The 23,050-nt window shown below is 63.2% G+C and carries 22 protein-coding genes; 12 read left to right on the forward strand and 10 right to left on the reverse strand.

From position 1 onward, the window contains the following. Positions 1–21 precede the first annotated feature (21 nt). On the forward strand, positions 22–2,403 hold the full coding sequence (xdhB, locus tag LPA36_RS02095; protein ID WP_228874488.1) for a xanthine dehydrogenase molybdopterin binding subunit: 2,382 nt from the start codon (positions 22–24) through the stop codon (positions 2,401–2,403). A gap of 29 nt (positions 2,404–2,432) precedes the next feature. Continuing rightward, complete coding sequence (xdhC, locus tag LPA36_RS02100) at positions 2,433–3,050, forward strand: xanthine dehydrogenase accessory protein XdhC (protein ID WP_228874489.1); 618 nt, start codon at positions 2,433–2,435, stop codon at positions 3,048–3,050. Between the two features lie 61 nt (positions 3,051–3,111). Here the strand turns inward: xdhC and LPA36_RS02105 are convergent, their stop codons facing one another. From LPA36_RS02105 to LPA36_RS02115, 3 genes are all read right to left on the reverse strand, one after another. Next, positions 3,112–4,095 carry a LysR substrate-binding domain-containing protein gene (locus LPA36_RS02105; RefSeq protein WP_228874490.1) on the reverse strand — a complete coding sequence of 328 codons (984 nt, stop codon included), beginning with the start codon at positions 4,093–4,095 and terminating at the stop codon, positions 3,112–3,114. A gap of 204 nt (positions 4,096–4,299) precedes the next feature. Further along, positions 4,300–4,947 (reverse strand): 2-hydroxychromene-2-carboxylate isomerase, encoded by a 648-nt coding sequence (locus LPA36_RS02110; protein WP_228874491.1) that lies wholly within the window; start codon positions 4,945–4,947, stop codon positions 4,300–4,302. A gap of 173 nt (positions 4,948–5,120) precedes the next feature. Beyond that, a complete protein-coding gene (locus LPA36_RS02115; RefSeq protein ID WP_228874492.1) occupies positions 5,121–6,578 on the reverse strand; it encodes a TAXI family TRAP transporter solute-binding subunit in 1,458 nt (485 codons plus the stop codon). A gap of 584 nt (positions 6,579–7,162) precedes the next feature. Between LPA36_RS02115 and LPA36_RS02120 the strand changes: the two genes are divergently transcribed. Both LPA36_RS02120 and LPA36_RS02125 read left to right on the forward strand, forming a co-directional pair. After that, on the forward strand, positions 7,163–7,501 hold the full coding sequence (locus tag LPA36_RS02120; protein WP_228874493.1) for a BON domain-containing protein: 339 nt from the start codon (positions 7,163–7,165) through the stop codon (positions 7,499–7,501). 462 nt (positions 7,502–7,963) lie between these two features. After that, on the forward strand, positions 7,964–8,212 hold the full coding sequence (locus tag LPA36_RS02125; RefSeq protein WP_228874494.1) for a hypothetical protein: 249 nt from the start codon (positions 7,964–7,966) through the stop codon (positions 8,210–8,212). Positions 8,213–8,254: 42 nt separating this feature from the next. Here LPA36_RS02125 and LPA36_RS02130 read toward each other — a convergent pair whose 3' ends face one another. Both LPA36_RS02130 and LPA36_RS02135 read right to left on the reverse strand, forming a co-directional pair. Continuing rightward, positions 8,255–9,043 (reverse strand): sulfite exporter TauE/SafE family protein, encoded by a 789-nt coding sequence (locus LPA36_RS02130; RefSeq protein WP_228874495.1) that lies wholly within the window; start codon positions 9,041–9,043, stop codon positions 8,255–8,257. Positions 9,044–9,381: 338 nt separating this feature from the next. Continuing rightward, a complete protein-coding gene (locus LPA36_RS02135) occupies positions 9,382–9,522 on the reverse strand; it encodes a hypothetical protein (protein ID WP_228874496.1) in 141 nt (46 codons plus the stop codon). 320 nt (positions 9,523–9,842) lie between these two features. Here LPA36_RS02135 and LPA36_RS02140 point away from each other — a divergent pair, with 320 nt between their 5' ends. After that, positions 9,843–10,352 carry a phasin family protein gene (locus LPA36_RS02140; protein ID WP_228874497.1) on the forward strand — a complete coding sequence of 170 codons (510 nt, stop codon included), beginning with the start codon at positions 9,843–9,845 and terminating at the stop codon, positions 10,350–10,352. A 99-nt stretch (positions 10,353–10,451) separates the two neighbouring features. Next, positions 10,452–10,655 carry a hypothetical protein gene (locus tag LPA36_RS02145; protein ID WP_228874498.1) on the forward strand — a complete coding sequence of 68 codons (204 nt, stop codon included), beginning with the start codon at positions 10,452–10,454 and terminating at the stop codon, positions 10,653–10,655. A gap of 101 nt (positions 10,656–10,756) precedes the next feature. Here the strand turns inward: LPA36_RS02145 and LPA36_RS02150 are convergent, their stop codons facing one another. The 4 genes from LPA36_RS02150 to LPA36_RS02165 are packed head-to-tail and all read right to left on the reverse strand — an operon-like array spanning position 10,757 to position 15,225. After that, complete coding sequence (locus tag LPA36_RS02150; protein ID WP_228874499.1) at positions 10,757–13,171, reverse strand: putative bifunctional diguanylate cyclase/phosphodiesterase; 2,415 nt, start codon at positions 13,169–13,171, stop codon at positions 10,757–10,759. A 24-nt stretch (positions 13,172–13,195) separates the two neighbouring features. Continuing rightward, entirely contained in the window at positions 13,196–13,816 is a 621-nt protein-coding gene (locus LPA36_RS02155; protein WP_228874500.1) for a methylamine utilization protein, read from the reverse strand. Further along, positions 13,806–14,270: a group I truncated hemoglobin gene (locus LPA36_RS02160; protein ID WP_228874501.1), complete on the reverse strand. Its 465-nt coding sequence runs from the start codon at positions 14,268–14,270 to the stop codon at positions 13,806–13,808. Before LPA36_RS02160 ends, LPA36_RS02155 begins: the two co-directional genes overlap by 11 nt. A 34-nt stretch (positions 14,271–14,304) precedes the next feature. Further along, the gene (locus LPA36_RS02165) at positions 14,305–15,225 is read right to left on the reverse strand and encodes a DUF3034 family protein (RefSeq protein WP_228874502.1); all 921 of its coding nucleotides are present in this window, start codon (positions 15,223–15,225) and stop codon (positions 14,305–14,307) included. A gap of 232 nt (positions 15,226–15,457) precedes the next feature. Between LPA36_RS02165 and LPA36_RS02170 the strand changes: the two genes are divergently transcribed. From LPA36_RS02170 to LPA36_RS02195, 6 genes are all read left to right on the forward strand, one after another. Then, positions 15,458–16,837, forward strand: a complete 1,380-nt coding sequence (locus LPA36_RS02170; protein WP_228874503.1) for a GH1 family beta-glucosidase — start codon at positions 15,458–15,460, stop codon at positions 16,835–16,837. A gap of 66 nt (positions 16,838–16,903) precedes the next feature. Next, complete coding sequence (locus LPA36_RS02175; protein WP_228874504.1) at positions 16,904–18,163, forward strand: ABC transporter substrate-binding protein; 1,260 nt, start codon at positions 16,904–16,906, stop codon at positions 18,161–18,163. Positions 18,164–18,170: 7 nt separating this feature from the next. Then, a complete protein-coding gene (locus tag LPA36_RS02180) occupies positions 18,171–19,079 on the forward strand; it encodes a carbohydrate ABC transporter permease (protein WP_228874505.1) in 909 nt (302 codons plus the stop codon). After that, a complete protein-coding gene (locus LPA36_RS02185; RefSeq protein ID WP_228874506.1) occupies positions 19,079–19,981 on the forward strand; it encodes a carbohydrate ABC transporter permease in 903 nt (300 codons plus the stop codon). The genes LPA36_RS02180 and LPA36_RS02185 overlap by 1 nt, the downstream gene beginning before the upstream one ends. A gap of 3 nt (positions 19,982–19,984) precedes the next feature. Next, positions 19,985–21,067 (forward strand): ABC transporter ATP-binding protein, encoded by a 1,083-nt coding sequence (locus tag LPA36_RS02190; protein WP_228874507.1) that lies wholly within the window; start codon positions 19,985–19,987, stop codon positions 21,065–21,067. Between the two features lie 36 nt (positions 21,068–21,103). Continuing rightward, entirely contained in the window at positions 21,104–22,117 is a 1,014-nt protein-coding gene (locus LPA36_RS02195; RefSeq protein ID WP_228874508.1) for a LacI family DNA-binding transcriptional regulator, read from the forward strand. A 32-nt stretch (positions 22,118–22,149) separates the two neighbouring features. Here the strand turns inward: LPA36_RS02195 and LPA36_RS02200 are convergent, their stop codons facing one another. Next, positions 22,150–22,959, reverse strand: a complete 810-nt coding sequence (locus LPA36_RS02200; protein ID WP_228874509.1) for an SDR family oxidoreductase — start codon at positions 22,957–22,959, stop codon at positions 22,150–22,152. Positions 22,960–23,050 lie beyond the last annotated feature (91 nt).

Here is a 23,050-nt window from a genome sequence, read left to right on the forward strand (position 1 = left end):
CAGGAAACGGAGAACATTCAAATGAACCAGCAAGCTGAACCGTTCCTGAAAGACGCCCAGGCGCGCGAGGACCTCGCCGATTTCACGCAGGTCCATGTATCGCGTCCGCACGAATCCGCGCATCTGCACGTGAGCGGGCGCGCCACCTATACCGACGACATTCCGGTCGTCGCCGGCACGCTGCACGCCGCGCTCGGCCTGTCGGCGAAAGCGCACGCAAAGATCGTGTCGATGTCGTTCGACGCGGTGCGCGCGACGCCCGGTGTCGTCGCTGTCTTCACCGCCGATGACATCCCTGGCACGAACGACTGCGGCCCGATCATCCACGACGATCCGGTGCTTGCGGATGGCGTCGTGCAGTACGTCGGCCAGCCGATGTTCATCGTCGTCGCGACGTCGCACGAAACGGCGCGGCTTGCGGCGCGTCGCGCGCAGGTTGTCTACGAGGAACTGCCCGCGATCCTGACCGCGCAGCAGGCGCGCGCCGCGCAGTCTTATGTGCTGCCGCCGATGAAGCTCGCGCGCGGCGACGCCAGCGGCAAGATGGCGCGCGCGGCGCACCGCGAAGCGGGCGAGATGACACTTGGTGGCCAGGAACAGTTCTATCTGGAAGGGCAGATTTCGTACGCGGTGCCTAAGGACGACGACGGCATGCACGTCTGGTGCTCGACGCAGCATCCGAGCGAAATGCAGCATCTCGTGGCGCATGTGCTCGGCGTGCATTCGCATAACGTGCTGATCGAATGCCGGCGCATGGGCGGCGGTTTTGGCGGCAAGGAATCGCAATCGGGGCTCTTCGCGTGTTGTGCGGCGCTGGCTGCATGGAAACTGCTGTGCCCGGTGAAGCTGCGCCCGGACCGCGACGACGACATGATGGTCACCGGCAAGCGCCACGACTTCCACTACACGTACGAAGTGGGCTACGACGACGAAGGCCTGATCGACGGCGTCTCGGTCGACATGACCTCGCGCTGCGGATTTTCCGCCGACCTGTCCGGCCCGGTGATGACGCGCGCCGTCTGCCACTTTGACAACGCGTACTGGCTGCCGGATCTTTCGATCGCCGGCCAGTGCGGCAAGACAAACACGCAGTCGAACACGGCGTTCCGCGGTTTCGGCGGCCCGCAAGGCGCGTTCGCAATCGAGTACATCATGGACGACGTCGCGCGCTCGACGGGCCTCGACTCGCTCGACGTGCGCCGCCGCAACCTGTACGGCAAGACCGAGCGCAACCTGACGCCGTACGGCCAGACGGTGGAAGACAACATCATCCACGAACTCATCGACGAACTCGAGGCAACGAGCGACTATCGCGCGCGACGCGAATCGGTGCGCGCATTCAACGAGAAGAACACGATCCTGAAGAAGGGCCTCGCGCTCACGCCGTGCAAATTCGGCATTGCGTTCAACGTGACGCACTTCAACCAGGCGGGCGCGCTCGTCCATATCTATACCGACGGTTCGGTGCTCGTGAACCACGGCGGCACGGAAATGGGCCAGGGCCTCAACACGAAGGTCGCGCAGGTCGTCGCGCATGAACTCGGCATTCCGTTCGAACGCGTGCGCGTGAGCGCGACCGATACGAGCAAGGTGGCGAATACGTCGGCGACGGCGGCTTCCACCGGTTCCGACCTGAACGGCAAGGCCGCGCAGGACGCCGCGCGCCAGCTGCGCGAACGCCTCGCCGCGTTCGCCGCTGAGAAGTTCGGCGCGGGCGAAGTGAGCGCGGCGAACGTGCGCTTCGCGAACGATAGCCTGGTGGTCGGCGACACGGCCGTGCCGTTCGAAGAAGTCATCTCGAAGGCGTATCTGGCCCGCGTGCAGTTGTGGTCCGATGGCTTCTACGCGACGCCGAAGCTCTACTGGGATCAGGCGAAGCTGCAGGGCCGGCCGTTCTATTACTACTCGTATGGCGCGGCGGTGTCGGAAGTCGTGATCGACACGTTGACGGGCGAAATGCGCGTGCTGCGCGCCGATGCGCTGCACGACGTGGGCGCATCGCTCAATCCGGCGCTCGACGTCGGGCAGGTCGAAGGCGGCTTTATTCAAGGCATGGGCTGGCTCACCACCGAGGAACTGTGGTGGAACGCGGGCGGCAAGCTGATGACGCACGCGCCGTCCACGTACAAGATTCCGACCGTGAACGACACGCCGCCGGACTTCCGCGTGAACCTGTTCAAAAACCGCAACGCGGAGGACAGCATCCACCGCTCGAAGGCAGTGGGCGAGCCGCCGCTCCTGTTGCCGTTCTCGGTGTTCTTCGCGATCCGCGATGCGGTGGCGAGCGTCGGTGACTACAAGGTCAATCCGCCGCTCAACGCGCCCGCGACGAGCGAGGAGATTCTCAAGGCCATCAACGCAGTGCGCGCTAGCGCTGCGGTGGGCGCGGACCGGCGCGGCTAATGGGCGTCGACGAAAAGCCAACCGGAGCCATGCACATGTTAGCGACGAATTCCGCGGTTCCACTCCAGATCGGCCGACGCAACGCCGTCGCGCCGTCGCGACCGCTGCCGCCGCCGATGCATATCGTGCTGTTCGGCGCGGGCCACGTCGGTCATGCGCTGGTTTCGCTGCTGGGCAGCCTGCCGTGCGTCGTGCAGTGGGTCGACGAGCGCGACGAACTGTTCCCCGACGAAGTCCCGGCCAACGTGCAGGTCGAAGCGACCGACACGCCCGACGCGATTGTCGATCAGGCGCCTGCCGGCGCGTATTTCCTCGTGATGACGCACAACCACGCGCTGGATTTTTCGCTGGCGGCGCGCATCATGCGAAGGCGCGATTTCGCGTACTTCGGGATGATCGGATCGAAGACGAAACGTGTGAAGTTCGAGCGCCGGTTGATCGAGCGCGGCGTCGACCCGGAACGGCTGATCGAGATGACCTGCCCGATCGGTGTGCCCGGCATCGTCGACAAGGCGCCGCCTTCGATCGCGATTGCGGTGGCGGCGGAGCTGTTCAAGGTGCGTTCGCGGGAAGCGGCGATGGCGGCGACATGCGAAACCCCTTACGAAACCCGTCGCGTTTCGTTGCCGCAGCTAGAGAAGGTCTGAACCTTGAGCGGCGTGCACGCCCTGGGCATGCCGCGCTTACGTTTGCCGCGCATGGAACCCTTCACCGGCCGGCGGTATCGGTGGTAACCGCCGTACGCACCTTCTTCCCCCGTCCCCCACTCCGTGCCACCAGCCCGTCCGACACCTGCGCCATCAAGCCGCGTAACCAGCCGATATCGCTCGGCCGGTCCGGCTGCGGATGCCACATCTGATAGCACTTGATCCTCGGAAACGGAATCGGCGCCTCGATGACCGCAAGCGGCAGCATGTGCGCGTAGTGCATCGCGAAGCGGCGCGTCGTCGTGAAGATCAGATCCGATTGCAGCAGCACCTGCGGCACGAGGCCGAAGTAGGGCAGCGTCGCGACGACGCGCCGATGCGCACCCGCCTTCGCCAGACCGACGTCGATTGCGCCAGCGTTGCCGCCCGTGTAGGGCGTCGGCGCAAGATGCGCGGCTGCGAGATAGGCGTCGCGCGTGAGCGGCGCTTTCGCGAGCGGATGATCCGCGCGCATCATGCACACGACCGTGTCCGAGAACAGGTCGCTTCGCTCGAAACGCGCATCCGGCTTCGCCCAGTTGCCGATCACGAGATCGAGTTCGCCCGCGTCGAGCGCGGCGGTGTGATCGAGCGTCGGATACAGCGAATCGATCTCCAGACGCGCGTGCGGCGCCGCCTCGCGGAACTGGGCGATGACGGTCGGCATGAAGAAGTCGTTCAGGTAATCGGGCGCCGCGACGCGGAACGTGCGGCGCGAGCGCGCCGGATCGAAGTCGCCGTGCGGCGTCGCCACAAAGTCGACTTCGCGCAGCACGCGCTGCGCCGAAGCGAGCAGCGACTCGCCATATTCCGTCGGCACCATGCCTGACTTGCCGCGCACGAGGATCGGGTCGTTCAGCGTTTCGCGCAGCTTGCGCAGCGCCGTGCTGATGGCCGGCTGGGTCTGGTTCAGACGCAGCGCGGTCTGCGTGACGCTGCGCTCGACGAGCAGCGTACGCAGCACGCGAACGAGCCAGATATCGAGGGAATCAGTGGTTTCGTCCATGCGCGGGCAGGCGTCTCAGGCGGTTCAGGCACTCTCGGTCCGAAGGGGCCGACAAGGGATTGCACGGATCGTCAGGCAACCCGCCGCGGCATAGCCGCACCGGTTACCTTGCGTAGTCCATAACCTTAGCCCTTTGTGGCGCACCGGCCATAGCGCGCGCGGTATGGCCGGGATCACAATACCTTGCCGCGCGTCATCGTTGCCTCAGCCGGCGTACTTGAACCCGGACGGCAGCGAGCTGATCCGCTTCACTTCCTTCGAATCCAGCCAGTTCGGCGTGCGGGCGCAGTAGAGCACCATCGGCAGCGCGTCTTCGCCCCAGAACAGCTGCTTGTTCATCCAGAACGTGGGAACGCCGAACACGCCGAGCGTCGTCGCGTCGGAGGTATTGCGGCGCAGCTGTTCCTTCGTTTCCTCGAGTTCGATCATCGCCTGGCCGTCCGGCAATCCGACGCGCTCGCACAGCGCGGCGAAGCCTTCGTCGGTGGACGGATCGCGTCCGTCGCGCCAGATGAAGCGGAACATCTCACGCACGCAGACGAGGTCTGCTTTCGCGGCAGTCGCGAGGAGCAGCGCTTTGGTCGGATCGAATGGGTGCGCGGGCGGCATGCGGAACGGAATGCCCAACTGCTCGGCCCTGAAAAGCGCATGCCGGTAAATGAACGTGCGCTTTTCGCGCACCGTCGCCGGTGGCTGCTGCCCCCAGTGCCGGTACAGCTCATGCAACGAAACGGGCGTCAGCGCGAAGGGCATGTCCGGCCATTTTTCGTGCTGTTCGAGCAGAAGATAGGTGAACGGCGAGACAAAGTCGTAAAACCAGATCGGCTGCGTGGTGTCGATCGCGTATGTCATGTATGTCTCCCTGGTTCAGGCGCCGATCCAGCGCGCCCGGCGATTTTGCCTTGATCTTACGCAAACGCGGCTACGACTGCAGCACGACTGCGCTGAAAGATTGTTCAGCGGATCCGGAAAGTGCCTCTCCTGGCGGGTTTCGCCCAGCCCGTTCCCGCATGCCGAAACAGTGGTCATGCGGTCTGCGTCGGCTTTGGAGGCGGCGGTGCGGCGGAGTCGTCGTGCGGCTCGTCGCCGCTGGCATCGTGCGCGGCGGCGGGCTCTTCGGCGGCCGTCTCCAGCGGGTGTTCGAGCCGGCTCCGCACGAAGCCGATGTGCTCGCGCAGCACGTAGAACTGGTCCGCGTAGGCGAGCGGCATCTTCAGGCCGTTCACGGCGTCTTCGATCGCGTCAAGCCGCGCGATCAGCGCTTTTCTTTCTTTTGGTGACGTCTCGCCCATCGATTCGCGTTCGATCGCGATCAGCGTGCCGTACCAGCGGTAGATGCGCGACTTCACGCGCCACGCGTACAGCGAAGGCACGAGCCGCAGTCCCGGAATCAGCACGACGATGATCGGCACCAGCAGCACGATCAGACGGTCAGCGAGGCTCGCGAGCCAGAACGGCAGCGTGCGGTACAGGAAGCTCTTGCCCGACTTGTAGTAGCGTGCGGCGTCGTCGCTGATCGGGAAGTCGTGCGCGAGCGGCGCCGGAAACTCGCCGGCGCGTTGCAGGATGTTCGCCCTGCCGTGCACCTCACGTGCGGCCTCGATCAGCAGGTCGGAGAGTGCCGGATGCAGCGAATCGCGCGCCACCAGCTCGGTGGTCGGCGCGACCGTATGGATGTCCTGCGCCGGCAGGTTGCGACCGAGGTCGAACGAGCCCATCGGGAACGTGACCGCCGTCAGGTAAGGAAAGCGCCGGGTGTAGGCATCGCTCTGCGTGAAGTCGAAGAACTGCACGTTCGGCGTGCGGTTCAGCTTTCCCATCGTCGGCGGCTGCGCGGAGTCGCCGGTGAGGAATGCCGCGTCGACCTTGCCGTCGATCAGCGCCTGCGCGGCGTCGTCGCCGGATAGCGGGAGGAGTTTTGTCGAGCCGCCTGGCTCGATGCCGTTGGCCTTCAGCAGCGCAAGCGAGAGTTCGTGTGTGCCGCTGCCTTCCGCACCGACGGCGATGCGCAGACCCTTGAACTCCGAAAGACGCCGCACGAACGGCCCGTGATAGAAGACCGCGACCGGCACGTACGACACGCTGCCGAGCGACATCAGGCCATTGATCGCCGAAGGCGGCGCGATGCCGTCCTGCACGAACGCGACATCGACCTTCGAGTTGGGATCTGACAGGCGCTTGAGGTTGTCGAGCGAGCCTTCCGATGGCAGCACGTTCAGCGTGATGCGGTTGCGCGCGAGGATCGCCTTGTACTTCTGCGCGGCGTTCCAGAATGAACTGCCTTCGGGGCCGGTGCTGATGGTGAGCGTACTGGGCGGCGCGGGCTGGATCAGGCGCACGGCGAGGTAGATCGCGGCGGCGCTGATCAGCAGGATCGGGCCGAACGTGACGGCGAGATCGCGCCACGAGATCGCAACGAAGCGGGCAACGAGGCGGGGCGCCTTACGGTCGGTGGGGCCGGGACGGCCACTGGAAAACTTCATCGGTCGACAGGGCAGGGCAGACGGACAGTGAATAAACACGCCGCGCAATGCCGGCAGGCAGGCGGCGCACGCTCGCGCCGATGGTACATGAGATTGACGGCCCGACCACCCGGGGGACGGCCCGGAGGCCGGACAAACGCGTAACAAAACGTGACCTGCGCGTGAACCACGCGTGAACCACGCATGACCGCCACGCAAGCCGCGCATGGGCTGCGCGCAACCCATGCGCCGGCGCGCAGGCGGCCGGCAGGCGCCGCACCGGGCGTTGGGCCAGCGCAGTAAACCCTTTGCGCTTCTGGCGCAGCTAGATTAAATTGGCGTCGCTGCCGCAATTCAACGCGTGCGTCGCGCCATCCGGCCGTTCAGAAGAGAACCGGAAGCGCTCGTCATGCCGCGGCCGGCTGGTCGATGCTCCGCATGCCGGTTCACATCGCCATCGCCTCTCTCCTGTCTCTCGCACTCCGTGTCGAAGTCAAAGTCGGCTCTCGCCTGCCGCGTCCTGTGACGCCGCACGAGCGGGCCGCGCGCAGTCGTAACGAAGCCGCGGGTAGATGCGGTCCAATCGCAGTAAAAAAGGAGAAGTCATGAAACCGGTCGATTTTCTGAAGGCGTTGGGTGGTGTGGTGTGTGTCGTGGTGGCGTGCAATGCATACGCCCAGTCTAGCGACGCGATGGCAGCAAGCGGCACGATGGCCGCTCCGTCCGCGAAGAAGGCGAACCGCTCGCTTGGCACCTCGGTGCGCAAGGCGCTCGCCAAGAGCTCGGTCGATGTGTCGAGCATCTCCGTACGCGCACACGGCGGCGCTGTGACGCTGACCGGCACGGTGCCGGACAACAGCCAGATCGAGAAGGCAGGTACCGTGGCGAAGGGCGTTGCCGGCGTGACGTCGGTGAGCAACAAGCTGACGGTGCAGCAACAGTAAGCGGGCGCGCGCGCAGGCACTGTCAGGCGCGTGTCCTGACAGTGCGAGTGGCAAACCGCCGCCGCGACGCTCCGTTTGGATGAGCACGCGCCACGGTCGGACGACGGGTCCCGGTGAAAGCCGGGGCCCGTTTTCATTGGCACGCCCGGATGCGGCGTAGCGCGCCCGTCCGGGGTGGGCGTCAGTCGTCTCTACACGGAGACGGCGCACGTATTACAACGCGCAAGCGCGTCAAAGGCCGCGTGAATGGCGTTCTCCAGCATTTCAGTTCAGACGGAAGACGCGTTTGCCGTCGATCCCGGCCAGCCCGGCGCGAACCCGATCAGGGTGAGCGCAGGTGTGGTGAACGTGCCGCGATAAATCCCGGGGACGTGCCGTGTCGCCTGAACAGCTCCGTGCGCCTGACAACAGAATGTCTTCTTTGCGGCGCATACTGTGGGAACGGGCTTGCGGAGAGGCGACATGGCACATCAGGACGACAGCGACCTGCCGACCGGCGAACAGGCGGCGTTCGAACTCGCGTGCGAGCGGTATGGTTTTTCGACGCGTCAGTTCGAGATCACGAACTTTGTCGACGATACGAGCGGCGCGCATGGCCGCTTCGTGACGGTGCGGCGCTACGGCGGCCGCGCGCAGTCATATCACGCGGACAGCGTCGGCCAGTGGGTGAAGGAATTCGAGGTCGACCTGACCTGCCGGTTTTTCAAATAGCGATCGCGCGCCGGGTGAGCCTCGATCAGACGCGCCCGGCGTTCAGCTCATCACCAGCTTCGCGCCGACGAGCGTCAGCGTAGCGGCGAGCACATTGCGCAGCAGCGCATCGGGCGCGCGCGACGACAGAAAGCTACCGATCGCAATGCCTGGCAGCGACCCCACCAGCAACGACACCAGCAGCGACCAGTCGATCGATCCCAGCAGCCAGTGTCCGGCGCCCGCGAGGAGCGTCAGCGGCACCGCGTGCGCAATGTCGGACCCGACGATGCGGGTAGTCGGCAGCGCGGGATAAAGCAGCAACAGCACGGTCACGCCGATGGCGCCGGCACCCACTGATGTCAGCGAAACCAGCGCGCCCAGGATTGCGCCCGTCAGCACGGTCAGCCAGAACGTGCGCACCGGCGCCTCCGGCCGTTCGCGACGCGCGGCGAGGCGTGCGAGCTGCGGGCGGAATACGAGCGCCACCGACGTGATCAGCAGCGCCACACCCAGTACGACCTGGATCAGCGTGCTGGCGCGCGGGCTGTCCATGCCGTAGCGATGCAGCAGGATCAGCGTGAGGGTCGCGGCGGGGACGCTGCCGGCCGCGAGCCGTAACGTGACGCGCCAGTCGATCGAGCCTTTCAGGCCGTGAACGAGCGTGCCGGTTGCCTTGGTCGCGGCGGCGTACAGCAGGTCCGTGCCCACCGCGGTGGCCGGGTGAACGCCAAACAGCAGCACGAGCACCGGCGTCATCAGGGAGCCGCCGCCGACACCCGTCAGTCCGACCAGAAAACCGACACCGAGGCCGGACAGCGAGTACAGCAGGTTGATATGAGGTAGTGACATCGAGGTCGTGGCTTCGCTAACCGCGGGCGGTCAGAATAAAGGCGGATCGCTGCGAGGGCGAAATACCAGGTGGATGCCCGGAACGGGCGCGTCGACAATCCGCTATTGTCGCAAAACCGGCGACCCTGCGTACGGAACAGATGTTTTCAGCGGTGCGGGTGCCTGGATTGTCGCAATGGAATGCTTCATCAGAAGCGACTTGCGCGTGGGTTGTCGTGACGCGGAATCTGTTCGCGCGATAGCGCGTTGAAGGGGAGAATCAGCGGGGAATCTGCGTGAAAGAAACGGTGAAGTCCGGACGGCGTAGCCGCCCGGTCATGCGATGAAAATGCTGCGATTCAGCGCTTTTTCTGCGCTTCGGCTACGTGCGGCGCGACCTTGATCGGTGTCGAGCCGAACGGTGTGGAAGCGGGCGTTGCTTTCTTCGCCTGTTTGGGTTTTTTGACTTCGCGATTGCTGCGTAGTTGACCTTTTGCCATGGCGCTACTCCCGTTGCGTATATCGCTGACCAGATGGTTCTAGCGTCCCGTGAGTGTGCGCTGTTTCAGCATTGCTGTCGCGCATCATTTTTGCTTCCACAGCGCGGCTGTCCCGTGGTGCGCGAGCCCGTGCTTCATCGCCCGCTTCGGCATGCCGGATTGAATTCCGGAATGTCTGTACATCCTGCGTGAAGGGTATACAGTGAGTTGATGTTGCGACGCAGCACAGGCGTTGCATCGTTCGACCTGCAGGTCTCTTCAGGAGACACTCGCCTCCGAATCCCTTGGACGCATGTGCCAGGTCGATTCGGGAGCACTCAATGAACACCGCAGTCGAACAGTCCACCGCATTTGGGCAGCGCACTTTCCCCGTTCTCGTCAGTTTGCAGCTGGAAGCCTTTGAGTGGCTGCAAAAGCTGACGCAACTCAATCTTGCCGCGATGAAGACTTCCCTCGATGAAGTGCAGGGCGCGTTGTCGTCCGGTGAGTTTGCCTCGGCTCCGTTTGCTTCAGGCGCGGGCCTGCCTCGCCAGATTATTGAACGCAGCATGGCTTATGCCCATCACGTGCAGGACATCGATGCGAAGTTCCAGGGCGCCGTGATCGAGGCAGGTCAAAACGTCGTTGAGCAGTACAGGACGACATGGTCGAAGCTCGCGACCAGCATGGAGCACACCGAGCCGTTCGGACCGAATGGCGTCATGAGCGCGATGCAGCCCGCCGTTGCGGCGTTCAACCAGTCGCTCGGCGCGATGCACGAATCATTCCGCTACATGCCAGGCGCTGCCCCGTCTCCGGAAGTGAAAAGTCCCGATCAGGTTCAGGCCTGAGCATTCGTAGCGCATTCATTCACGTATTGAACGAGACGTGCGCCGGACCGGTAACGGTCGCGGCGCAAGCCGCTTTCGCCTTCACACAAGGAGTACATCATGATCGATGACCAGGTGGATACAGAAGAGATAGCTGAGAACCGCAGATTGCGTCAGGCCGGACTCGAGGCGACCGATGACGGTATGCCGCCCGCGCCGGAAGCGAAATCCGTGACATCCGTGCAGATCCGCTACAAGGCGCCGAGGCGCTGGGCAATGCGCGCAATGCAGTGGAAGGAAGCGATCGGCCGCACGCATTCGTAATGCCTTGATGCAAGCCATCGACGTGTCGCGCGTGGGTCGCGACGCGTGAGGACACCTGAGCTCCTGCGCACGAAGCGCGACCCTCGCCCCGCCCATGCCCGTCAGGTCGGCTCCTCGCTCAGATCCGTCAAGCCCGCCGTCGTTTCGGTTTCGACGTTGTTCTCTTCGTGCCACTGGGTCAGCCACACCTCGAGTTTTTCCGGCGGCAACGGACGGCTCACGTGATAACCCTGCGCAAGATCGCAGCGCAGGGTCTTCAGATGATCGAGCACCGCCTCGGTCTCCACGCCTTCCGCGACCACCTTCAGGCCCATGTTATGACCGAGATCGATGGTCGAGCGCACGATGGTTTCGTCGTCGCGGTCGTCGGCCATGCCCATCACGAACGACTTGTCGATTTTCAGCTCGTCCACCGGCATCCGCTTCAGGTACGACAGCGACGAATAGCCCGTGCCGAAGTCGTCGATCGACAGACGGATGCCAAGACGATGCAGCGCATCCAGCGTTTCAATCGCGTGATTCGGGTCGTCCATGATCGCGCTTTCGGTGATCTCGACCCACACGCAGTTCGCGGGTAGCGCGTACTTGCGCAGCAGCCTGTCGAACGTTTCCGGCAGTTCCGCATGCATCAGATCGCGCGCCGACACGTTGATCGATACCTTCAGATCGATGCCCATCGCGCGCCATGTCGCGCATTGCGAGATCGCCTTGTTCGCGACCCAGCGTGAAACCGCCTTGATGTAGCCAGTCTGCTCGGCAAACGGAATGAAGTCGTCGGGCGGAATGAAGCCGCGCACCGGATGGTCCCAGCGCACCAGCGCCTCGACGTACTTCACCGCGTGCGTCACGAGATCGACCTTCGGCTGATAGTAGAGCGTGAGCTCGTCGCGCTCGACGGCCTGGCGCAGTTCGCTCATCAGCGAGAGCCGCTCGGCGCTGTGCTGGTCATCGCGTTCGTTGTAGACCGCATAGCCTGAATTTGCGCGCTTCGCCGCGTACATCGCGACGTCCGCGCGACGCAGCAGCACGTGCATGTCCGAACCATTTTCCGGGCAGGTCACGATGCCGATGCTCGCGCCCACGTCCACCACCTGGCCTTCGACGATGATCGGCTCTTCGAGTGCGCGCAGCAGCCGGCTCGCGACGATCTTCGCGGCGAACACATCGTCGGTGGGCAACAGGATCGCGAACTCGTCGCCGCCAAGCCGCGCGACGGTGTCGGAGCTGCGTTGCAGCGTGGCGCGCAGACGCTTGCCGACTTCGCACAGCAGCAGGTCGCCGATGTGATGGCCGAGCGTGTCGTTCACGTACTTGAAGCGGTCGAGGTCCATCATCATCGCGGACAACGGATGGCCGAGACGCAGCGCGACGCTGATGGCCTGCTGCAGCCGGTCGTTGAAGAGCGCGCGGTTCGGCAGGCCGGTGAGCCGGTCGAGATACGCGAGGTCCATGATGCGGCCTTCGCGTTCGGCGATGCCTTCGCGCATCTGGTTGAACGCGGTGGCAAGCTCGCCAACTTCGTCGTCATGCGAAGCCTCGATGGGTTGCGTGTAATCGCCCTGGCCGATGCGGCGCGAGAAATCCGTCAGCGCGCGAATCGGGCGCGTCACGCTGCGCGCGGTGAACCAGCTGCCCACAATCGAGACGATCACGCCGATCAGCGTCAGCACGATCAACGTGGTCTGCAGACGCCGGAACGGCTCCATCGATTCTTTCAGCGAGCGCTGCAACACGACCAGCACCGGCTCGCCGTCCGACGCGAGCTTTACGACACGCATGCCGTAGTCGCCGTCGCGGGCGCCTTTCGCGAGACGCGGCGCGGCCGCGTGCAACTGCGCCGCGGGCGTGCTGCCGATGGTGTCGAGCAGCGGCTCGCGCACGGCCGGCGGCAGCGATGTGGCGAGGATCGACCAGCGCGCGCCGTTCGCGCTGCCGAGGAACGATACGTCGAGCCCCGACAGGTTGCGCATTTCCTGCGCGAGCGCATTGTCGATCGCGAAGCCCATCGTCACCCAGGCAACTACCAGCGGCGCCTTCACGGGCACCGCGACGAGCAGATATGGGCGGTCGTTGATGATGCCGACGATCGACGCATCGCCCTTGAGTTCGGCCATGCGAATCAGCGCGGGAAACGCGAACGTTTCGCCAGCACGCCCGGGATGATGGCTGTCGGCGATCAGCTTGCCGTTGAGTCCGACCAGCATTACCACATCCGCGTTGACGCGATCGCCGTGATTCTGCAACGCGGACGCGACCGTCTTCTGGTCGTGGGTCGCGACGGCCGCGCGAAAACCGAAGTCGGCCGCGACGACGCCTGCGGCCTGGGTCAGCTTTTCTCCATTCGAGTGCAACACCTGCTGGAACACGCGTTCGCCGACGGCGAGCTGATCGTCGACGTTGCGGCGTGCGTTCGATGCGATGACCGTATTGATCGCGACAAAGGCGGTCACCTGCACGACCAGCAACAGCAGTACGAAAACCAGCGAAATGCGGGTGCGCAGGCTATGAATGCGCATACGGCCTCCCGGTTGATCCGGCGTTTATTCGGCGGGCTTTAACTGCAAGGCGAATTTCGTGGAAGCATCCACGGTCAGGCTTATCTTCTGCGTGGGCTTCGCGTCAGGGTCCGTCATCCGGAAGTGCCACGCCACGATCTGATAGCTGTCGGCCGGCAGGCCATCGATCACGGCCGCGCCGCTCGCATCGGTCTTGCCGAAATAGGGCGTATCGACGACGAGCAGATACGCGACCATGGTGTCGTGGATATTGCAGCCCATCACGACGAGCCCCGCCTTGTCGAACACCACCGGATGCGCGGGCACGCCGTGATAGAGATCGAGTTCGAACTTCTTCGCCGGCGAAAACGAATAGACGTCGTGCTCGATGTTGTCCTTGTTCGGAAACGAGACGGCCCCGCCTGTCTGGATCGCGGAGACGAGCGGCACGAAGCGCCGGTGTACCTGATCGATGATCGCGCCTGCCGGCGGCTTCGCAGGCAGCTTGCCGCTGGCGGGCACGGCGTAGACGATCGCGTCCGCCACCGGCGCGCCGCTCTGGTCCGCGACCTGCACGCGCAGAGCCGCTGCCGCTGCCGCGAGCGAGAAAACCGCAGCGGCAAGGCCGGGCAGCATCACGAGTATGCGGACGACGTTATTTCGCATCTTGCGGTTCCTGATTGCGTTCTTCGATCTCGCGATACATCGGCGCGAGTTTCGCCAGCAGCCTGTTCTGCGAGCGGAACGGCACGTTATTTGTGTCCATCGCCTTTTGCAGGTTCTCGACGAGTGCGTTGAACGCTTCGCGGGTCACGCCGAGGCCTTCGTGTGCGCGCTTCATCGTGCGGCCTGTGTAGGTGCAGGGTCCGTCGAGCAGCACGCACAGCTGTTCAGCGAGCTTTTGTTTGATCCGCTTTTGCGGTGCTTCCTCGAAATAGGGGCGCGTGCGTGGATCGGCGAGCACGTTCGTCATCAGGTCGTCGGCAATTTTCGCGAGACCGGCTGTGCCGCCGAAGTCGTTGAAGAGCGCTTCGTCGGCGCGTGCCGGCGTGCTCATGTATGAAAGCGATGCGATGGCCATCAGCATCGCGAGCGACGTGCGGCGTATCAGGGCATTCATGATGTCATCCTGCAAGGCGTGCGATTCATGGCGATCAGAAGCTGAGCTGCGCGGAGAGATACGCGCCGTGCTGGTTCCTGATCGTCGCGATGTCGCCGAGCTGCACGTACGCAGCGGTCAGTGAAATGTGTTTCGTCGGCGCCCACGCGATGAACGCGTCGTAAGCATTCTGCTCACGCGCGAAGCTGAGGTTGTCCGGCTTCGTGCGGTATTCGGCGCCGAGCGCGATGTTCCTCGAAAGCAGGACGGCCACCGAACCCTCGAATTCCGGGTGGTATGCGTTAGAGCGATCTCCGCCGAAGCCGAGCAGACCGAACTGGTTCGCCTTCGTCATGCGCAGCGTGCCGTTCAACAGCAGGCTTTGCGCAAGCAGCAGTTTCGTCGCGGAGAGATAGAAGTCCGTGCCCGAACTGCTCCTTGCACCGACGGCCTGCACGATGTCGCCCTGTTCGTTGTGCTTGTACTGCAGGCCCGCTGAAATCTGCGGAATCCAGGTGTCCTGATCGAGCACGGCATCGCCGAAAAGACGGACCTTAAGCCCGAGGATGTCCTGGTTAAACGTGAAGCCATCTTTAAGGCCAAGCAGCGGACCGATGTCGCGCGTGTCGAACGTCTGGCGCGCGAACGAAAGCTCAAGGCGGTTGGCAAAGCCAATTGCCGCGCCGTACGCGCCGAGCGCGTAATCCTGCGTGCGCACGTAAGTGCCAAATGCGCTGCCGCCGACCTGATTGCTGGCGCCGTAACCGCCGATGACTGCCCACGGCACGAGGCCGCCCCCGGCCGCGCCTTCGATCTCCGAGACGCCGCCTGTCAGTAACAGCTTGCCGCCGGTGCTCGGGCCGAAGGTGGGCGCGAGTCCATCCGCATGCGCTGCCGTCGCGATGAGGAAAACGGGAGCGACGGCAAGCATGAAATGCGTGACGTGCCGCCGCCAGTTCGTTCTCAACTTCGACATCCGGACTCCTGAAGCAACCTGCAGTTTGGGAAATGCGTGACGGGAGCGCAGCCAGAGCGGACGCTGTCCCACAGGGAAATAACGGCCCCGTGACGCATTACTTGAGCGCTCTAAAGACAAACCCTGATTGCTGCGATGAATTGCGCGCTGCTATCGTTGGCGGGTCTTGTGGAAGCGCTTCCACACTGCGCCCCGCAACGACCTGTCCTAACGAACGCGCGCAGGAGAATCCGTGGCAAACGACGTATCCGCTCTTTCTGACGACGTGTTTTCGCCGCCGTCCGATTCCGCGCTCTGGCGCAGGGATTTCCTGCTGGGCGCGGCCACTGCCGCGTACCAGATCGAAGGTGCCGCACAGAAAGACGGCCGTCTGCCGTCGATCTGGGACACGTTCTCGGCGATTCCCGGCAAGGTGCTCGCCGGTGACACGGGCGCAGTCGCCTGTGACCACTACAACCGATGGGAAAGCGACCTCGATATGCTGTCGGCGTTGAACGTCGACGCGTACCGTCTTTCGATTGCGTGGCCGCGCGTCATGGACGAAGCGGGTCGCCCCAACCAGAAGGGTCTCGATTTCTACAAGCGGCTCCTCGGCCGCCTGAAGGAGAAAGGCCTCAAGACGTTCGTCACGCTTTATCACTGGGACCTGCCGCAGCATCTGGAAGATCGCGGCGGCTGGCTCAATCGCGACGTGGTTTATCGCTTTGCCGATTACGCCGATCTGATGAGCCGCGAACTCGCGGGTCAGGTCGATGCATGGGCGACGTTGAACGAACCGTGGTGCTCGGCGTTTCTCGGCTACGGCAACGGCCATCACGCGCCGGGTCTCGCGAACGGCCGCTTTGCGACGCAGGCGATGCATCATCTGCTGCTTGCGCACGGCACCGCGCTTCCGGTGCTGCGCGCGAACGATCCGGCGTCGCAGAAGGGCATCGTTGCAAACATCGGCCGTGGCACACCGGACTCCGGCAGCGTGGCTGACCGCCACGCCGCGCATCTCTTCGAGGTGCAGCACAACGCATGGGTTCTCGATCCGCTCCTGAAGGGCGCGTATCCGGAAGACCTGTTCGAACTGTGGCCGGGCACGGATCCGCTCGTGCTTCAGGGCGATATGGAGACGATTGCAACGCCGCTCGATTTCCTCGGCATCAACTATTATTTCCGCACGAACGTGAAGAGCGACGGCGCGCACGGCTTTACGGAAGTGCCGCTGGAAGGCGTCGAGCGCACGCAGATGGGCTGGGAGGTGTATCCGGCCGGGCTGCGCGATCTGCTCATCCGCTTTAACCAGACCTACCCGGCGCTGCCGCCCATCTACATCACGGAAAACGGCATGGCGTCGGACGACAAGGTGGTCGATGGCCGCGTCGACGACCCGCAGCGTATTTCGTTTCTCAAGCGTCACCTTGCCGCTGTCGACGAGGCGATCAGGAAGGGCGTCGATATTCGCGGCTACTTCGTGTGGTCGCTGATGGATAACTTCGAATGGGCGTTTGGCTATGAACGCCGCTTCGGTGTCGTGCATGTCGATTACGATACGCAGAAGCGCACGTTCAAGCGCAGTGCCGAACTGATCGCGAAGTTTCTGAAGGAGCGTGCTGCACGCGCCTGACGCGGGTTATATCGGTTGTCCCTGTATCGGTCTGGAAACACGGGCGCAAAGCCTGGAGGAGACGGAATGAACAGTAGAAGAAAGGTGCTCGCCGGCATCATCGCATCCATCGCGATGGGCGCTTTTGCAACGCAGGCAACGCAGCCCGCGCGGGCCGCCGAGCCGCTCAAGGCCAACGTGATTCACTGGTGGACGTCGGGCGGCGAATCGGCCGCGATCCGCCAGTTCGCCGATGCGTATAACAAGGCAGGCGGGCAATGGGTCGACAACGCGGTAGCCGGCGCGGATCAGGCGCGCTCGACGGCGATCAACCGCATCGTCGGTGGCGATCCGCCGACAGCGGCCCAGTTCAACACGTCGAAGCAGTTCCATGACCTGATCGACCAGGGCCTTCTGAACAACGTCGACGCAGTGGCTGCAAAGGAAAACTGGAATGCGATCTTTCCCGAATCGATCCTGAACAGCATCAAGGTCAACGGGCATTTCTACGCGGCGCCCGTCGACATTCACATGCAGGACTGGTTCTTCTATTCGAAGCCGGCGTTCCAGAAGGCCGGCATTGCAGGCGAGCCTAAAACGTTCGACGAGTTCTTCGGCGACCTCGACAAGCTGAAAGCGGCGGGCGTGATTCCGCTCGCGCTCGGCGGCCAGGCCTGGCAGGAAAAAATCACGTTCGATGCTGTGCTCGCAGATGTCGGCGGCACCGATCTTTATCTGAAGGTGTATCGCGATCGCGACCAGAACGCCGTCAACTCGGCTGCCTTCAAAAATGTGATGACCACGTTCAAGCGTCTGCACAACTATGTCGATCCGGGCTCGCCGGGCCGTAACTGGAACGATGCGACCGCGCTCGTGATTTCAGGCAAGGCCGGTGTGCAGATCATGGGCGACTGGGCGAAGGGCGAGTTCTCGGCGGCGAAGCAGGTGCCGGGCAAAGACTTTGGCTGCTTCCCGGGCTTTGGTCCGAAGTCGCCGTATATGGTGGCAGGCGACGTGTTCGTCTTCCCGAAGACCGACAACGCGGCGGCGATCAAGGCGCAAAACCTGCTCGCCACGGTGATGACGTCGCCCGAAGCGCAGGTTGCGTTCAGCGCGAAGAAGGGCTCGATTCCGATTCGTCCCGACGTCGATCAGTCGTCGCTCGACATGTGCGCGAAAGAGGGCATTGCGATCATGAAGGACAAATCGCGCCAGCTGCCGAATCCGGAAATGCTGATTCCGCCTGACGTGCAGGGCGCGCTGACGGACGTGATCACGAACTTCTGGAACAAGAGCCAGTCGGTCGACGACGCGCAGAAGGCGTTTGCCAGCGCGCTCAAGAGCTGACGGCGCGATGGTCGCGCTTGCATTGCCACCCCGCCTGCGACGCAGGCGGTTCCCGCTCGCCGCCTGGGTCGCAATGATACCGATGGTGCTCACGGTCGCGTTCGCGTACCTGGGCACGATGCTGTGGACCGCTCGCGTATCGCTCAGCAATTCGCGAACGTTTCCTTCGGGCGACTTCGCGGGCATGACGCAGTACGTGCGGCTCTTTCACAACGACCGCTGGCTGTTGTCGCTGCAGAACATCGTGATCTACGGCGCGTGCTTTATCGTCGCGTGCATGGTGATTGGTCTGCTGCTCGCGATCTTCATCGATCAGCGGGTTGTCGCGGAAGGTGCGCTACGCACGGTGTTTCTGTATCCGTATGCGATGTCGTTCGTCGCGACGGGGCTCGTATGGCAATGGATCCTGAATCCGCAACTCGGGATTCAGGAAGTCCTGCACAAGTTCGGCTTTGTGCATGCGCATTTCGACTGGATCGTCGAGCAGGACTATGTGATCTATACGCTCGTCATCGCGACCGTATGGCAGGCGTCCGGCCTCGTGATGGCGTTGCTGCTGGCGGGCCTGCGTGGCATTGACGACGAGATCTGGAAAGCCGCGCGCGTTGACGGCATTCCGCGCTGGCGTGTCTACGCCAGCATCGTCGTGCCGATGCTTGGGCCCTCGATCTCGACGGCGTTCGTGCTGCTGTTCGTGATGGTCGTGAAACTCTACGATGCCGTGGTCGCGATGACGCAGGGCGGACCCGGCACGGCCAGCGAAGTGCCGGCGAAATTCATCATGGACTATCTGTTTGGACGCGCCAATATCGGGCTCGCCTCGGCGGCTTCGATCGTGCTGCTTACCACGGTGCTCGCGATTCTCGCGCCGTTCTTCTATGCGCGCAGCCGCGCCGCTTTGCGCAAGGACGTCTGATGAACGTATCCCGTGCCGCTCGTCCTGCGGTGCCAGCTGTCAGGCGGCGCTCGCACTTCACGCCTGCACGCATCGGCGTCTACGCGTTCCTGCTGACTGCAGCGCTCTTTTTCCTGTTGCCGCTTTACGTGATGCTCGTGACGTCGCTCAAACCGATGTCCGAGATCCGTCTGGGCCATCTGCTTGCGTTGCCGGCTCATCTCACGCTGGAGCCGTGGAGCACCGCGTGGCAGTCGGCGTGTACGGGTCTTGACTGCAACGGCATCCAGGTGGGGTTCTGGAACTCGGTGCGCATCGTCGTGCCAAGCACGCTCCTGTCTATTTTCATCGGGGCGGTGAATGGTTACGCGCTGTCGTTCTGGCGACCCCGTGGCGCGGGCGCGCTCTTTGCCATCCTGCTGGTCGGCGCGTTCATTCCTGTGCAGGTGATGGTGTATCCGCTGGTGCGCGTGCTGGCAAGCATCCATCTTTTCAGTTCGTTGCCCGGCATTGTCGTCATTCACACGATCTTTGGCATGCCGGTGATGACGCTGCTGTTTCGCAACTACTATGCATCGATTCCGCTAGAGCTCTTCAAGGCGGCGCGCATCGACGGCGGCGGGTTCTGGCGCATTTTCCTGCAGCTGATGCTGCCGATGTCGGTGCCGATCATTGTCGTCGCGATCATCATGCAGGTGACCGGCATCTGGAACGACTTCATTCTGGGCCTTGTATTTGCCGGCACGAAGAATCTGCCGATGACCGTGCAACTGAACAACATCATCAATACGACAACCGGCGAGCGGCTCTACAACGTCAACATGGCGGCGACGATTCTCACGTCGATGGTGCCGCTCGCGATTTACTTTATCTCCGGCCGCTGGTTTGTTCGCGGTATTGCTTCCGGTGCAGTCAAGGGCTAACGCATGTCCAACGTATCGAATGTATCGATCCGCAATCTGAAGATCCAGCTGGGCGCAAATACCGTGATCGAGGCGCTCGACCTGGAAGTCGAGCCAGGAGAATTCCTTGTGTTGCTCGGCCCGTCGGGTTGCGGGAAATCGACACTCCTGCATAGCATCGCGGGTCTCATCGACGTGACCGACGGCAACATCGAAATCGGCGGCCAGGACATGACATGGGCCGACCCGAAGGACCGCCGCATCGCGCTCGTGTTCCAGTCGTACGCGTTGTATCCGACGATGAACGTCGAGCGCAATCTTTCGTTCGCGTTGCGCATCAACGGCACGCCGAAGGACGAAATCACGCGCCGCGTCAATCGCGCCGCGGAAATGCTGCAGCTGGGGCCGCTGCTCAAGCGTCGCCCGGCGCAGCTTTCGGGCGGGCAGCGTCAGCGCGTTGCAATCGGCCGCGCGATCGTGCGCGAGGCCGATGTGTTTCTGTTCGACGAACCGCTTTCGAATCTCGACGCGAAACTGCGTACGGAATTGCGGCGTGAGCTGAAACATCTGCACCGGCAGCTCGGCGCGACGATGATTTACGTGACGCACGATCAGGTCGAAGCGATGACGCTTGCGACGCGCATGGCGGTTATGCGTGGCGGCGTGATCCAGCAGACCGGCACGCCCGCACAGATCTATGCGAAGCCGGATAACCTGTTTGTCGCGACGTTCCTCGGCTCGCCGCCGATGAACCTGCTAAAGGGTCATCTCGAGCGCCGCGAGAACGGCATCTGGTTTCGTCTTCCACATCTGGAACTGAACGTGTCGCACTATCCGTTCAGGACGACGCCTACTGTGAACACGCCGTGTGTGCTGGGCATTCGTCCGGAAGACGTGAGGCTGGGCGCCGTTGCGACGCACAAGGCAACGGTTTCACTCGTGGAGCCGATGGGCAACCATCGCGTGGTATGGCTCGACTATCATGGCACCCAGATCGCTTCCATTGCGCAGGACAAGACACCGTTTACTGTAGACGAATCGGCGGACTTCACGCTGGATGGCGAACATGTTTCGCTGTTTGACGAAGCCGACGGTTCGCGTTTGTAGCGGACATACAAGAACATATCGATCATCGGAGCACGCGTGGCAACCTTGAAAGACGTCGCGGCACTCGCCGGGGTCGGCATGTCGACGGCATCGCGGGCAATATCGGGCAACGGACCGGTTTCGGCCGAAGCCGTCGCGCGCGTGCAGGCTGCGATCGAGCAGCTGAACTTCCGGCCGTCGTCGATCGGCCGCGCGATGGCGACGCAATCGCTTGGCATAATCGGACTGTTCGTGCCGACGTTTTTCGGCTCTTACTACGGCACGATCCTCAAGCAGACTGATACCGAACTGCGTGCGGTGCATCGTCACGTCGTCGTCGCGACAGGATGCGGCGATTCCTCGCCCCGCGAGCGTGCGATCGAAGCCGTGCAGTTTCTGATCGGTCGCGACTGCGACGGCGTTGTCGCGATCAGCCACGACCTGCACGACGAAGACATCGCGAAGCTGCATAGCATGCACTCGCGCATCGTATTCCTCAATCGCGTGTCCGGGCAGCTGCCGGAAGCGTCGTTCTGCGCCGATCATCATCGGGGGGGCATGCTCGCGGCGCGCACGCTCGTCGAGTATGGACACCGCGAAATCGCCGTGATTTCCGGGCCATTCTCCGCATCGGACAATCAGGCGCGTATCGAAGGTTTCTTTGACGAACTCGCAAGCCACGGTATCGCACGTTCCGATGTAGCGCTGGTCGAATCGGACTTCTCGCTGGAGGGCGGTTATGCGGGCGTGCAGACGCTGCTTGATTCGAAGCGGCGTTTCACGGGTCTTTTTTGTGCCAACGATACGATGGCTGTCAGCGCGCTGGCGCGCCTTCAGCAGGCCGGCATCTCGGTGCCGCATGACGTATCGGTGATCGGCTACGACGATGACTATTCCGCCGCCTATACAGCGCCCGGCCTCACGTCGGTTCATATTCCCACTGAAGAGCTGACGCAGAACGCCGTGCGCTGGCTCGTCAATCAATGCTACGGCACGTCGTGGGAAATCTTCCGCGACTTTCCGGTAACCGTGACGATGCGTGCTTCGGTTGGGGCGCCGCGACGCGCGTGACGCCTGATCGGACAACCTGATAGCGTGATCCGCTAGAGCGCGTTGACGGGATGGGGCGTATCGTCAAAGGCACCCCACACCGACTGGTCGTAGTTCACCATCGAACCTGTCATCAAACCCGATTCGTCACTCGCTAGAAACGCCACCGCGCGCGCCGCTTCGGCAGGATCGATGAGACGGCCGAACGGTTGCTCAGCGTTGGCTTTGTCGAGCCAGTCTTCCGGTGCGCCGTGATAGGTGCGCTGGATCTGGTCTTCGCCATCCGTTGCCATCCAGCCCAGATTCAGGCCGTTCACGCGGATGCGGTTGCGCAGCAGTGCATACGCCGTGTTCTGCGTCAGTGTGGCAAGCGCGCCCTTTGATGCGCAGTACGCTGCAATGAACGGTTGCCCTGCCTTTGCCGACATCGAGCAGATATTGACGATCGTGCCTTCCGTCTTCTCGCGGCGCATGATCTTCACGGCTTCCTGCATGAGAAAAAACGGCGCGCGGACGTTGGTCGCGAAGATACTGTCGAAGCGTTCCGGCGTGGTATCGAGTATCGTGCCGCGATCGGTCATCGCGGCGGCATTGACGAGTACGTCCACGCGTCCAAAGTGTCGATCGGCGCTGGCGATTACGGCCTGACAGTCCTCGACCCGCGAAAGATCGGCCTGCACGAAGCGTACTTCGGCGCTGCCCGCTTCGCTGAGCTGGGCGGCCCTGGCTTCACCTTTATCCTTTGAGCGACCGCAGATCACGATGCCGCGTGCGCCACGTTCGATGAAGAGCGCCGCGATTTCGGCGCCAAGTCCCTGTGATCCGCCAGTGATAACGGCCACCTTTGAGTCGAACTGTCCCATCCTGTGTGTCTCCATCGAGGTTTGATCCATGCGGACCGGTCACGGTTCGAACCGGTGTCTACGCGGGTGCTTCGTGGTGCTTCATTCACGC

It is taken from the genome of Paraburkholderia saeva, from assembly GCF_907164555.1.
GTDB lineage: Bacteria > Pseudomonadota > Gammaproteobacteria > Burkholderiales > Burkholderiaceae > Paraburkholderia > Paraburkholderia saeva.